Source organism: Nocardia sp. NPDC020380 (genome assembly GCF_044386975.1).
Lineage (GTDB): Bacteria > Actinomycetota > Actinomycetes > Mycobacteriales > Mycobacteriaceae > Nocardia.
In genome coordinates this window covers 653725-666407 of record NZ_JBIRVQ010000002.1, presented here as the reverse complement: position 1 = coordinate 666407, position 12683 = coordinate 653725, and the positions used below count along the sequence as shown (strand labels likewise).

General features: G+C 65.4%; 13 protein-coding genes. 6 read left to right on the top strand and 7 right to left on the bottom strand.

What is annotated here, in order from left to right:
* Positions 1 to 112 precede the first annotated feature (112 nt).
* Positions 113 to 763 (bottom strand): GntR family transcriptional regulator, encoded by a 651-nt coding sequence (locus ACH438_RS06910; RefSeq protein WP_397002064.1) that lies wholly within the window; start codon positions 761 to 763, stop codon positions 113 to 115.
* Between the two features lie 90 nt (positions 764 to 853).
* Here ACH438_RS06910 and ACH438_RS06905 point away from each other — a divergent pair, with 90 nt between their 5' ends.
* The 3 genes from ACH438_RS06905 (at position 854) to ACH438_RS06895 (ending at position 4065) form a co-directional block, all read left to right on the top strand.
* Complete coding sequence (locus tag ACH438_RS06905; protein WP_397002062.1) at positions 854 to 1933, top strand: acetamidase/formamidase family protein; 1080 nt, start codon at positions 854 to 856, stop codon at positions 1931 to 1933.
* Positions 1930 to 3084 carry an amidase family protein gene (locus ACH438_RS06900; protein WP_397002060.1) on the top strand — a complete coding sequence of 385 codons (1155 nt, stop codon included), beginning with the start codon at positions 1930 to 1932 and terminating at the stop codon, positions 3082 to 3084. The genes ACH438_RS06905 and ACH438_RS06900 overlap by 4 nt, the downstream gene beginning before the upstream one ends.
* Before the next feature lie 318 nt (positions 3085 to 3402).
* A complete protein-coding gene (locus ACH438_RS06895) occupies positions 3403 to 4065 on the top strand; it encodes a hypothetical protein (protein WP_397002058.1) in 663 nt (220 codons plus the stop codon).
* A 7-nt stretch (positions 4066 to 4072) separates the two neighbouring features.
* On the opposite strand, the gene ACH438_RS06890 is transcribed toward ACH438_RS06895, so the two are convergent.
* Positions 4073 to 5185 (bottom strand): FAD-dependent oxidoreductase, encoded by a 1113-nt coding sequence (locus tag ACH438_RS06890; protein ID WP_397002056.1) that lies wholly within the window; start codon positions 5183 to 5185, stop codon positions 4073 to 4075.
* A gap of 104 nt (positions 5186 to 5289) precedes the next feature.
* On the opposite strand from ACH438_RS06890, the gene ACH438_RS06885 reads away from it, so the two are divergent.
* Positions 5290 to 5760, top strand: coding sequence for a hypothetical protein (locus ACH438_RS06885; protein ID WP_397002054.1), 471 nt, complete (start codon positions 5290 to 5292; stop codon positions 5758 to 5760).
* Here the strand turns inward: ACH438_RS06885 and ACH438_RS06880 are convergent, their stop codons facing one another.
* Positions 5761 to 6369, bottom strand: coding sequence for a hypothetical protein (locus ACH438_RS06880; protein WP_397002052.1), 609 nt, complete (start codon positions 6367 to 6369; stop codon positions 5761 to 5763).
* A gap of 127 nt (positions 6370 to 6496) precedes the next feature.
* The gene (locus tag ACH438_RS06875; protein ID WP_397002050.1) at positions 6497 to 6916 is read right to left on the bottom strand and encodes an ester cyclase; all 420 of its coding nucleotides are present in this window, start codon (positions 6914 to 6916) and stop codon (positions 6497 to 6499) included.
* An 88-nt stretch (positions 6917 to 7004) separates the two neighbouring features.
* On the opposite strand from ACH438_RS06875, the gene ACH438_RS06870 reads away from it, so the two are divergent.
* Both ACH438_RS06870 and ACH438_RS06865 read left to right on the top strand, forming a co-directional pair.
* Positions 7005 to 7349: a winged helix-turn-helix transcriptional regulator gene (locus ACH438_RS06870; protein WP_397002048.1), complete on the top strand. Its 345-nt coding sequence runs from the start codon at positions 7005 to 7007 to the stop codon at positions 7347 to 7349.
* Between the two features lie 126 nt (positions 7350 to 7475).
* Positions 7476 to 8879, top strand: a complete 1404-nt coding sequence (locus tag ACH438_RS06865) for a DUF2252 domain-containing protein (protein ID WP_397002046.1) — start codon at positions 7476 to 7478, stop codon at positions 8877 to 8879.
* A 124-nt stretch (positions 8880 to 9003) separates the two neighbouring features.
* On the opposite strand, the gene ACH438_RS06860 is transcribed toward ACH438_RS06865, so the two are convergent.
* The 3 genes from ACH438_RS06860 to ACH438_RS06850 form a co-directional block, all read right to left on the bottom strand.
* Entirely contained in the window at positions 9004 to 9255 is a 252-nt protein-coding gene (locus tag ACH438_RS06860; protein ID WP_397002044.1) for a hypothetical protein, read from the bottom strand.
* Positions 9256 to 9398: 143 nt separating this feature from the next.
* Positions 9399 to 12107 (bottom strand): tetratricopeptide repeat protein, encoded by a 2709-nt coding sequence (locus ACH438_RS06855; protein ID WP_397002042.1) that lies wholly within the window; start codon positions 12105 to 12107, stop codon positions 9399 to 9401.
* Between the two features lie 8 nt (positions 12108 to 12115).
* The gene (locus ACH438_RS06850; protein WP_397002040.1) at positions 12116 to 12502 is read right to left on the bottom strand and encodes a hypothetical protein; all 387 of its coding nucleotides are present in this window, start codon (positions 12500 to 12502) and stop codon (positions 12116 to 12118) included.
* Positions 12503 to 12683: the final 181 nt, after the last annotated feature.

Genomic DNA, 12683 nt, shown 5'->3' with positions numbered 1-12683 from the left:
TCTACTGATCGAACAGGCAACTATGCCGTCGACCACCGGGTTTCGACCCAACGGTCTCCGAGTTCGCGAACAGCCGGCAAACACCGCCCGTGCGGGGCGGATTCGTATACGACTAGGACTCGGCTGCGCCGCGCAGGCGGTACGCCGAGGCAGCCCGCGAGATGTGCTCGGCGACGATGCGACCGGCCAGCTCCGGATCCCCGGCTTCGACAGCGGCGCAGATCTTTTCGTGCTCGGCCCAGGAATCTCGGCCGCGCCGTGGCAGCTCCACCGCGTACACCCAGGCGATCTTCTGGCTGAGCTGGGTGATCTGCTGCAGCAGTACCGCGCTGCCGGAGGCCTCGGCCAGCACCTCGTGGAAGCGGCTGTTCAACCGCGCCAGCTCGGCGAAACGCTCATCGGCCAGCGCATCCAAGCCCAGGCGCACCAATTCCTTGAGCCGCCCCACCTGTTCCGGGGTGCGGCGCTCAGCGGCACGGCGGGCGCACAACGGCTCCAGCAGCGCGCGGATCTCCAGCAGGTCGGCGGCCTCGGATTCGGTCAGCTCGGCGACGAACACCCCCACATAGGGCCGTGACCAGACGAAACCCTCGGCTTCCAAGGTGCGCAAGGCTTCTCGCACCGGCACCCGCGATACCCCGTACCGTTCGGCCAGCGCCTCCTCGGTCAGCCGCTGCCCCGGCGGGAGGGTGCGCCGGATGATGTCGTCCCGGACGGCCCGGCAGAGTTGCTGCGGCGACAGCCGCCCGGTGGCACTGGTCACACTGACTTCCTTTGCGCGGCCGCTGAAGTGGCGGGCTCGGCCCGGCAGTGGTTGTATACGACCACCTTCCACACCGATTCGGGATGCTCGATGAATCTACTACAACCCAGCTCCGGCACCATATCCGGCGGTGTATACCTCGATGCCGATCCGGACCGCGTCAGCTGGGGCCTGCTGCCCAATGCCCTCGCGAAACCCGTGCTCACGGTCGCCTCGGGCACCGTCGTCTGCGTGGACACCATCAGCCACGAGGGCATCCTCGAGGATCAGGGCCGCGATCCGGCGGAGTTCTTCGCCGCGGCCGGGATCACCGAAATCCTCTCCGACACAGCCGCGGTCGCGGCGACCGTCGCCCACGATCCACTGCGGCAGGGCCCGCATGTGATCACCGGGCCGATCGCCGTCTCCGGTGCGCGGCCCGGCGATGTGCTCGAGGTGGAGGTGCTCGAACTGCGCCGCCGCACCGACTACGGAGTGATCAGCAATCGGCACGGCAAGGGCGCACTGGCCGGCGAATACCCGCAGCCGCCCGCCGGGTACGATCCGGCGCTGCCGGTGCCCCCGGCCTGCACGGTGGCCACGGTCGAAAAGAACCGCGGCGTCATAGGTCTGGGCGACGGGCGCGCGATTCGCTTCCCGCTCGAGCTGTTTCTCGGCATCATGGGCGTCGCGGCGGGCACCGAGCAACAGGTGCATTCGGTGCCGCCCGGGCCGCACGGCGGGAATCTGGATATCCGGATGCTGGGTGTGGGCGCACGACTGTTTCTGCCGGTCCAGGTGCCCGGCGCATTGTTCTACACCGGCGACCCGCATTTCGCGATGGGCGACGGCGAGGTGGCCTTGACCGCCTTCGAGGCGCCGCTGCGTGCCACGCTGCGGCTGACCGTGCACAATGATGCCCGGATGCGTTCGCTGGCAAGTACATTGGCCACGCCGTTCGCCGAGACCGCCGCCGATCATCTGGTGATCGGACTGGATCCGGACCTCGATATCGCCGTGCAGCAGGCCACTCGCAATGCCTTGGCGTTCCTGTCCGAACGCTATGCGGTGCCCGCGCCGCTGGCGCTGGCGTATCTGTCCGCGGCGGCCGATTTCCGTATTTCGCAGGTGGTGGACCAGGTCAAGGGTGTGCACTGTTGCCTGCGCAAGAGTGATCTGGAGGGGCTGTGAACGGATTCGTCTCGTGGCTGCCGGTCACCGCTGCTCCCGCCGGGTTGCGCTTGGCGGTCAAGGATGTCATCGATGTCGCGGGCATGCCGACCGGTGCGGGCAATCCGCGCTGGCTGGCCACCCATCCGATCCCGGAGCAGGACGCGGACGTGGTGCAGCGGCTGCGCCGGGAGTTCACCGTCGTCGGCAAGACCCACACCGATGAACTGGCGTACAGCCTGACCGGCACCAACGCGCATTACGGCACGCCGGTCAATCCGGCCGCGCCCGACCGGATGCCGGGTGGCTCGTCGAGTGGCACCGCGACCGTGGTGGCGGCCGGGCTGGCCGATCTGGGCCTGGGCACCGATACCGCCGGATCGATCCGGGTGCCCGCCTCCTACACCGGTCTGTACGGTCTGCGGCCCAGCCATTCCCGCGTGCCGCGTACCGGAATCGTTCCGCTCGCACCGTCGTTCGACGTGCCCGCACTGCTGGCGCGCGATCCACAGACTCTGCGCGCCGGCGCCCGGCTGCTGCTGGATGCCGTCTCGCCCGCCACGTTGCCGCGTACGGTCTGGTGGCCCGGCGATATCCCGGTGGCCCCGGATGTTCGGGACCTGTTGCGCGGCACTCTGTCCCGTTTGGTGGGCGCGGGCCTGGAACTGACCACCGCACCGCTGTTCGACAGCGGCGGCTGGGACCGGATCCGTGCCGCGTTCACCACCGTGCAGGCCGCCGAGGTCTGGGAACAGCACGGCGACTGGATCCGGCGCGAACGGCCGATCTTCGGCCGGAATGTCTCCGCTCGCCTGCAGCTCGCCGCTGAAGTCACCCCTGCATTGGCCTATGAAGCGCGCTCGATTCTCCGCGAGGCAGCCGATCGCCTGACCCGCATGCTCGGCGAGGATCGAGTATTGGCACTGCCCGCGACTCCCGAACCCGCTCCCCCGCTCGATGATCCGGGACATGCCCGCGCCGCGGTCGTCCGCCTTACCTGCCTCGCCCCGATCCTCGGCGGCCCGTCGGTGAGTCTGCCGGTCGCGCGTTATCACGGCCTGCCGCTGGGACTTTCACTTCTTGCCGCGCCGGGACGTGATGAGACCTTGCTGACGCTGGCCGAGTTGCTGAGTGGGCAGGGGCCCCGGACGTTCGCGGCCGAATCACCGTGACCGCCCGCCGCGGCCCGCGAGTGGTTCCGTGTCGGCCTCGCCGTGCACGGTCCGAACTCGCAGCGACGCCCGCGCCAGCTCGGCGATGGCTGCCATCGACGACTTCAGCGCTGCGGGATCGGGTTCGGCGCCGAACTGCGCGGGCTCGGCCGTCGGGTCCGGTCAATTGTCGGAACCGAGCCGGTGGTGGACCTCGTCGTCACCCACGAGGTTCTCGAGAGTCCCGGCGTCACGTGGTCCGCGACAACGGGATTGGTGATTCGGGGTTGCGGCGTGTTGCGCGATAGAAATGAGACTGGTCGGTTTAGATAGCGGTCGATGGCGAAATCGTGGCAGGAGATTGCAGGCTCGTCCGGCACGCGCATCGGTCGATCGACCGTCCCGATGGCGCTGATCGTCCTGGCCTGCGCGCTGACAGCGGCCCCGCCGGCACCGGTATCCGCGGCTCCGATCGAGGCAGGGGACACATTCCTCGCCACGAACATGCGGGACGGGAGCGCACGAGTTGCGCTGGAGTCCGGGCATTTCGCATTCGATGCCGCCACCGGGGCGGTTGCTGTCGTTGATCAGGCAGGGCGGGTCACCGAGCGAGTGGCGCCGAAAATCCTCGTCGACGGCCGGGTCCGGGATATGCGGTTCGTCCTCGGAAACGCGGGTAAGGAGTTGTCGGTGCAGGTGGTCGGCGGGCTGACCGCCGGCTCGCAGATCGCGGCCGGCGTCCTCGACAAGGTGGGGGTCGCCGCGCAGGCCTGTTTCAACAAGGGCCTGCCCGCCGCGATATTGCCCGGCATTCTCGCCGCCCTCGCCGGCGGGCTGATGGCCCTGCCGTCCGGACCGGCGGGCATCGTGACCGCCGCGGCGCTCGCGGGCCTGGCCGGTGCGTGGACCGGATTCGTCACCGCATGCACCATCGCGGCTCAGGAGAGCTGGGAGAACTCGACTGCGGCACAGGTCCACCGGCTGCACCAGAGCATGCTCTGATCGCCGGTCACCCGATTCGCGGTTTTCGCATTCCGCCGTAGATTCCGCGTCGCACGATAAACGGTTGCAGTAGCGACCAGGCCGGAATCCGGAAGGATCGGCCGCTCGTGGTGAACACTTCGAGGCTGTTGTGCTGTACACCCACGACCGAACCCCAGCGGCGGGCCGCGGGTGTGAAGGATTTCGGTGTGCCGCCGTTCAGTTCCGCACGGATGTTGTGGGCCAGCAGGCCGTCGGCGCGGCTGCGCGCGGATGTGCGGAGCGGGTCGGTGGCGGCGACATCACCGATCGCATATACGCCCGCTGCGCCGGGGACGCGCAGGTAGCGGTCGACCACGACGAAACCCTTGTCGTCGAGCAGATCAGCGGGCAGCCAGCCGGTGTTCGGGGTGACGCTGCCGATCGTCCAGAGCACGGCGTCGGCCTTGCTCGCCGATTGCCCGGTACTCCATTCGACCGGCCCGCTGGTGATCTCGTCCCCGCCGAACCCGTCGGGCACCACCGCACGATGCCGTGGGTGCAACCCGACCCCGAGGCGTTCGAGGCGCGCGCTCAGTGTGCGCCAGACCTTGCGGTGATGGTGCGAAAGTGCTTGCTCACCAGGGAAGTACAGGTCCATGCGCTTGTCCGGCCAGGTGGTGGCCACGTTCAGCGCGCTGCTCACCGCGGCCGCCCCGCCGCCGAGCACGATCACCGTAGCGGCGGCCACCAGACGGTCGTGATCCGCGGCGAGCGCGGCGGCGACCTGGTCGCGGGTCTGCAGATCCGGGCGGCGCCAGAAGCCGTTGGTCACGCCCGTCGCGATCACCAGTACGTCGAAAGGCTCGGTGGCGGAAGCGCCGCCGGGCGTGGTGAGGTGGACGCACCGCGTCGCCAGATCCAGTCGCGACAGGGTGCCGTGCACGGTTCGCACCGAATCGAGCCGGTGATATCGATCGAAGGGCACCCAGTAGTCGCGGGCCCACTCTCGCGGCCGGGCGAGCCGCAAGCCCAGTTCCTGGCCGCTGACCAGACCCGGCTTGCTCGAAATGCCGACCACGTCAGCGTGTTTCGACAGGCGGATGGCCGTCAGCAGCCCGGTGTCACCCAGACCTGCCACCAGCACGCGGGGGCGGCTCATGCTCCGACCGTACCTAGAACATGTTCTTACGCGCATCGCAATCGTGATCAGGATGGAACCGGACGGAGTCCAGCCGTCGGCAGTCCCGCCATAGCCTGGAACGCGTGCCCGAACAGCGAATCGTCAGCGACCAGCGTCCTCCCGTAGTCGTTCGGATCGCGGGAGCGCTGGTGGCAGCGGAAGGACTGGCCGGAGCGGTCGCGGCGGTGATATCGGTGGTCAAGTCCGCCAATACGGAAGGCCCCGACACGGCTTCGGCCGGAGTGACGCTCCTGGTGCTGTTGTCACTGGCCGGAGCGGTGTCCTCCTTCGGAGTCGCCTTGTACCGAGGGCGCTGGTGGCCACGGACATTGACGATCATCGTGCAGATCCTGCTGCTGGCGTATTCGTGGATGGCGTTCACCCAGGGCGCGACGGTGATCGGCACCCTCGTCGCCCTGACCGCGGCAACCGTTCTCGCACTGACCTTTTCACCGCCGGCCAACCGCTGGATGGCCAAGGCCTTCGACCTGTCGGTGCTGCCCGCGGAGCTACCGCGCCGCCGCGGGTGGTTCGCCTCCTCGAATGTGTCCTGATCAGACCGCCAGCAACTGCTTGCCCAGCCGCCAGCGCGGCGGAATCACACCCTCGGTCCGGAACATGCGCAACAGCCGCACCGCGGCATGATGCAAGGTCGGACTGACAGGAATCCCCACACCCGCCAATTCCGGCGGCAGCGGCCGGCTGGGATGCGGAACACCGATCGCCCGCATACCCAGCGTGCACGCATCCAGCAGTCCGGACGTGGAATTCAGCAGCGCGACAACATTATCCGGCGCCATACCGAGCGATTCCAGCACGGTGTAATGCAGGTCCATCGGCGTGTGACGCTCGCTGAAGTCACCGACGACAATGCTGGACACCGGCTCGAACAACCCCGGCATGAGATCGGTCAGCAGCGCCGCATACCTGGCCGCCGCGGTAGTGGCCACCACCACGGGCACATGCGCGGCAACGGCATGCACCAGCGCTTCGGCCCCCGGCACCGGCGCCAGCGTATGCGCCCGCTCCATGACGTAGTCGGTAGCCGACTCGTGTACCGCGGCTTCGTCGCCGGCCGCCGCACTGTGGCGCAGCGCAGCTCGCCAAAGGGCGGTCGATTCGATCAGGGTTCGGTCGAGATCCATCACCACTGCGGCGATCACGCGCACCTCCAACAGTCGACAATCCGGACAATTCACCCACAAGCCTAGCGAAAGCCACGGCACACCAGCGGCTAATCCTGCGGTAGGAACAGGTCAAGCAGTTGAAATCGCCTCGCACACAACTGTGTCAGACGGCGTTGACCTGCGCAGTCATCTGGAGAAGTTCCTCGACGTGATAGATCTCGGTGATCTTGCCGTCGAGAATTCGCACGATGTCGGTGCCGTTGAACCGCACCGGTTTTCCACTGGCCGCCAACCCGAAGGCATCCCCGGTATGCGTGGCGGTCATCTGCCAGTGATTGACCACCCAGCCGCCCGACAACTCCTGCTGGAACAGGATCCGATGCCGCGTACCGGTGAATCCGTCCCGGACCTGACCGATCAGGTACCGCATCCCCTCGATGGCGGAGGCCACTCCCGGCACCGGGTTGTGATCGACGAGATCGGCGGCGAAGACCTCATCGACGCCCGCGACATCACCGGTGTCATAGAGCTCGTAATTACGGCTCGCCACCCGCAAGGCCGCACTGGTAACAGTCACAGTCATTGTTCCTCCTCGAAGAAGCAGATCAGGCTTACAACCTGTATGGTTCCCTCAGGGAACCAGTTACTTCAAATGAACTAATGGAGGAATCGTGAGTGAGGTCGATCACCCACTGCCGGAATGCCCGATCGCCCGCTTCCTGACCGTCCTCGACGGCCCATGGGCCACCCTCATCGTCCGGGAACTACTGACCGGCCCGAAACGCTTCACCCAACTGCGCGCGGCCCTCCCCGGAATCAGCCCCAAAACGCTCTCCTCCCGGCTGCAGCGCTTCCAGCAAACCGGACTGGTGACCCGTACCGCCTACGCCGAAATCCCACCCCGCGTCGAATACGAACTCACCCCCGCCGGCCATCGATTGGACGTCGTCCTGGCAACGATGGCCGACTGGGCCGAACGCGACCTCCCCCGAAACGCCCTGCAGAACAACGCGTAGCAGCCCGCGAGCGACCAATTGGGACAGAGGCTGCTCGACAGGCGTTTCTCTGCACGATAAGGACCGGTAAGCAGCTTTACAGTAGGCCGATCAGCATGCCGAGCTTCTCTGCGGGAAAGGACCACGATGACCACGGAACATCTCGCGTCACCGGCAATCTCGCCGACAGCGATACGAGTCCGGGCGGTACCGGCGATCAGCCGGGATGCCGAGGCCGGCCGCGCGGCACGAGCGCGTGCGCCGCGGCGCGCGGCGGGTGAGTGGGATCCGGACGGGCGTACCGTGCCGGCTCTCGGCAGGTTGCAAGCTCAAGAGGCTGTCCGTGACGCCGAATTGCTGCCCCTGCGGTACGCCCGGATGGCGTCGTCACCATGGGCATACCTGCGTGGCGCAGCGGCGGTCATGGCCGCGGATCTGGCAGCTCGCGAGCATTCCGGATTGACAGTGCAAATGTGCGGGGACGCACACATTCTCAACTTCGGGTTGTGGGCATCGCCGGAGCGGCAATTGCTCTTCGATGCCCGCGACTTCGACGAGACACTGCCCGGCCCGTTCGAGTGGGACCTCAAGCGTCTCTGCACCAGCGTGTACGTACTCGCCGCCACCGAGGGGATCGCCGACACGACGGCCGAGGCCGCGGCAGCGGCGGCCGCGGCCGAGTACCGCTCGGCCATGCGCCGCTACGCTCGAACCGGCGAGCTGGATGTGTGGTACGACCGGATCAGCGCGGATGTGCCACTGCAGCAACTCACCTCCGAATTCGCCAAAGAGGCCAAACGGACGATCGAGAAACAGAGCAGGAAGCGCTCACAGGAGGGCACGGCCCGGCAGCTGGTGACCGTGGAGAACGGCCGCCGCCGCATCTCGGATGATCCGCTCAAACGCCGCCATATCGATCTCACCGACGAGGATCAGATCAATGTGTACGAACAGGTCTTCGAAACCTATCTGGCATCGATCCCACCCCATCTGACACGGCTCGTCGGACGATTCTCCCGGGTCGATACGGTCCAGCAGGTGGTCGGGGTCGGGAGCGTCGGAATGCGCGTCTACCTGCACTTGATGGAGGGCGACACCGGGCAGCTGGTGTTCTTCCAGTTGAAGCAGGCGACCGCCTCGGTGTACGAGGAATTCGTCGGTGCGAGCGAGTTCGACAACCACGGCGAGCGTGTCTGTGTCGGTCAGCGCTTGATGCAATCCGCGAGCGATATCTTCCTCGGCCACGTACGCGTGGACGGAATCGACTATTACGCACGCCAATTCCGCGACATGAAGATCATCCCCAGCGGTAACGAGATTGCGGGTTACCTACCTCAGTTCGCCGGAATGTGCGGAAAAGCGTTGGCCAAGTCCCACGCCCGCAGCGGCGAACCCGAGGCGATCGCCGCCTATATCGGAAAAGGCGAGGCATTCACCTCCGGAATCCTCGACTTCGCTCGCGCCTACGCAGCCCAGACTCATACCGATCACGCCGCGCTGGTAGCAGCGATCGAATCGGGCGGAGTGCGGGCGGCCGAACGGGGTTGGTGAGAGAGTACCGCCATCGCGACGCCGGCGAGGAGGCCGAGGATTGCGGCGGAACCGAAGCCGAGGCGGAATCCGCCGATGTCGATGGCGAAACCGGCGAGGGAGGCGCCTATGCCGCTGCCTAGGGTCATGGCGGCGCCGTGCCACAGCCCATGGCCTCGCCGCGGCCGCCTTCGGGGACTATTCGGCTCAGTTGGTCCACGGAGGCGGTGAGGGTGGGGGCGCAGAATATGCCGGCGATGAATCCGGTGAGGGCGAGTAGCACTGCTACCGCTACGCCCGCGCCGACGCACAGGGCTACGAATTTCACGCCGAACCATTCGCGGCGCGGCACGGCCTCGGTCCGTATCGAATCATCGGTGCGCAGTGCGGGATTCAACCCACATCAGCATGCCCGCGAGTACCAGGCACACCTGGACGGCGAACAGCACCATCCTCGTCGATCCCGCGGCGGTCGCGGCGATACCCACTACCGGCCCGGGCCAGAGGTCAAACGGGAAGGTGAGGGCACGAACTTCTCGATTAAGGCTCGAGAGTGGCGAGGTATGCTGCGGCAGGATTTGCCTCGGGCACCTTTATGCGCCGGAAGATCTCGATAGCTTCCTGCAGTTCGGTGACACCACCACCAAAGTCGCCAGATTCGATGCGGCAGCGGGCAATTCCTTCATGGGCACGGGCTTCTTCAAATGGGGAGTGGACGTCATGCGCCAGTCGGAGTGCATCGGAAAATCGTGTCGATGCCGTATCAAGGTCGTGGGCATTCATCGCCAACGTAGCCAGATCGTTGAGCACCTCCGTCTCGCCGTTGCGGTTGCCAATCTCGCGATAGATGTCCAATGATTGCTGCAGTGAGTTGGATGCCGTCGATCTATCACCGCTGTGCCCGTACGTCAATCCGAGGTTGTTGAGGGCTTCTGCCTCCCCAGTGCGATGCCCGATCTGACGGTGAATCGTTAGAGCCTCTTGCAGCATCTCGACCGCGGTCGATGTGTCGCCGGATTGTTGCCGTGCCCAGCCGAGATTGATCAGCAGATTTGCGACGCCGAGTCGATGGCCGATCTCGCTATGGATCGCCAACGACTGCGCCCATGTCCCGGCTGCGCTCGAGTAATCCCCGGTCCGTCGTTGGACCATACCGAGACCCCGCAGTGCGGCAGCTTCGTCCACCCGATTACCGAGAGCGCGATGGATGGTCAGCGCCTGCTGAAACAGTTCGGTCGCGGCGGGGTAATCGCCGGATCGTTGTCGAACCCAACCCAGGTCGTGGAGCGCGGTGCCTTCCCGAGATCGTGGCCCGATCTCGCGATAAATTGCGAGAGCTTGGTTCAACACCTCAGCGGCAGCAGGAAGTTCGCCTACGTATAGCCGCACCCAGCCAACATCCTGTAGAGCGGCGGCTTCACCACGCCGATCGTCGAGATCGCGGTAAATCGCCAGGGCTTGCGTCCAGGCCGAGGACGCACCAGGAATGTCCGCCATCCGTTCGCGTACCCAGCCAAGATCTTGAAGGCCGTCGGCCTCGCCTGCTCGGTTGCCGAGGTCGCGGTAGATCGTCAATGCGTCCCCCAACAGTGCGACTGCCAGGGGATAGTCGCCGGTTCGGTAGCGCACCAAGGCCAGATCGCGGCGCACATCGGCTTCACCTGCTCGGTCGTCAAGCTCACGGAAGATCGCCAGCGCCGGCTCCAAGAATTCCGCTGCGGCCGAATAACTCCCTGTGAGCTGGTGCGCTACGCCCAGGTCATGTAGGGCGCGTGCCTGTCCAAGCCTGTCACCGAGATTCGTAGCTGAAATGACGGCCCGCTGATAGAGTCTGAGCGCTTCCGACCATGGGCCGTCCAGCTCGAACAAGTTCGCGAGAATGCTGGTGATGACCATTGCCGGTGAAGATTGTTGGCGCGCTGCGTAATCCAGACACGCGAGCATGTTGGGACGTTCAGTTCGTAACCACTTCAGCGCCTCCGGCGCACTATGAAATACCCGATCAGGTAGATGTCTGACAACCTCGTCCGTTTCAGCGATGGGACTTACCACAGTTCGGGTTATACGAACGTCATGTGCAGCCTTGGTGGCCGTCCGTTGGTAGTACTCGATCAGTCGGTCGACCGCTCTGTCGCGAATGTCCGGATCGTCCGCGGACAACAGGGCCCGGGCGTAATCGCGTAACAGATCGTGAACCCTGTAGCGGCCAGGGGTGGTTTCGTCGAGGAGATGATCGGCATACAGCGCCTCCAGCTCGCGCCGCGCGTTCGAGAGCGGAATGTCGCCGAGCGCAGCCGCGGCATACGCATCAACATCCACGCCAGGGTGGAGACCGATCCGGCGGAACAACTGCTGCCGTTGAGGAGGCAAGTCCTGGTAGGACATAGCAAAGGCAGCATAGACGGCACGCTCGCCCAGAGCCAGCGCGTCGAGGCGGTCGCGTGTCGCGGCGAAATCCTCTGCCAGGACTGCAATTGTCCATGTGGGATGATGGGCGAGGCGGCCCGCCAGCAGTACGATCGCCAAGGGTAGATATCCGCATAAACCGACGATTTGTTCAACTGCGGCTTGTTCCTCCATGCTGATGGCCAGGCGGCGAGTCAGACTGATGAACAGCTCGGCTGCGCGCCTAGGCTCCAGGATGTCCAGGGCGAGCGGAAGGGCGTCGTCGAAGGCGAGGAGCCGGCGGCGGCTGGTAACCAGTGTCAAGCAGTGGCGACCAGAGGGAATCAGCGGTTCAATCTGGTCGGCACCCGACGCATCGTCGAGCACCAGTAGTACCCGCTTATCGCCAACGCGATCACGCCACATATCCCGGCGCGCCTCAAGGGATTCGGGCAGAATCCGAGGATCGACACCCAGACACGCAAGGAGCCTGGCCAAGACGTCCGAAGGGTTCGCGGGAGCGTGACCTGGTGTGTGAGCATGCAACTCGACGAAGTAGTGCCCATCGGGGAACTGCTCAGCCAGGGCATGTGCGGCACGTGTTGCCAAGGCGGTCTTACCAACACCTGGCATGCCGTCGATGGTGTAGATCGACTCCCGTCGATCGGGTCTCACCGCATCCAGAATCTGGAGTATTTCTCTTTCCCGATCGACAAAGTTGCTTACGTTGCGGCGCAAAGCGCTGATCACAACTGGCCGGGGAGGCGGGGCGGCCCGGTGTATCGCCGTGACATTGATCGTTCCGGTGTTGTCGCCCGCGACGTTCACCTGCTCGGCGTTGTCCTGCGCATGGAACTCTGACACAGGTCACTTCAGCCGAGGTTGATTGTCCCACTATTGTCACCGCGGATATTGACCTGCTTGGCGCTGTCGAAAGCCTGTGCCACGAAGGTGTCCACTACCTGTTCCCGCCGGGCCTCCGACACTAGTTGATCGATCTGTGCGGCAAAACTCGCATCACTGCGGGCAGCCGCGGTAATCTGTGCCGCAACCGCCATCTTGTTCTCCGGTGTCGGAGCCGTAATCATCGTGGCAACCGCTGCCTGAGCAGCCGGTTCGCTCCTCAACCGTGCAGCCACGACTTCTCCGAGCCGCTTGATCGCGTTCCATGCGCTCTGACCGACGTCCTCGGCGAAACCTTCCCCGAACTTCGATGCCAACAACGCCGCCGCGGCAATCCCCAACGACACTGGCTCCATAGCCGCACTCCTCCAGAGATCTGGCAATCAGACTCCACCATCGTAGGAGTCACCAGAGCTTCGTAGGCTGATGTTCCCAAAGGTTCTTGCCCCCAGCGGCCTTGGCCAGAGTTGCTCGGCGACGGTCTGTATACCGGTTCCGACCGAGGTCGCCAGGATCGGTCGATCCGGCTGCGGAATA

Bases quoted from the DNA above. Each gene is read 5' to 3' on its own strand.
- ACH438_RS06865 (WP_397002046.1), top strand. From the start codon at position 7,476: ATGACCACGGAACATCTCGCGTCACCGGCAATCTCGCCGACAGCGATA.
- ACH438_RS06850 (WP_397002040.1), bottom strand. From the start codon at position 12,502: ATGGAGCCAGTGTCGTTGGGGATTGCCGCGGCGGCGTTGTTGGCATCG.
- ACH438_RS06905 (WP_397002062.1), top strand. From the start codon at position 854: ATGAATCTACTACAACCCAGCTCCGGCACCATATCCGGCGGTGTATAC.
- ACH438_RS06895 (WP_397002058.1), top strand. From the start codon at position 3,403: ATGGCGAAATCGTGGCAGGAGATTGCAGGCTCGTCCGGCACGCGCATC.
- ACH438_RS06875 (WP_397002050.1), bottom strand. From the start codon at position 6,916: ATGACTGTGACTGTTACCAGTGCGGCCTTGCGGGTGGCGAGCCGTAAT.
- ACH438_RS06890 (WP_397002056.1), bottom strand. From the start codon at position 5,185: ATGAGCCGCCCCCGCGTGCTGGTGGCAGGTCTGGGTGACACCGGGCTG.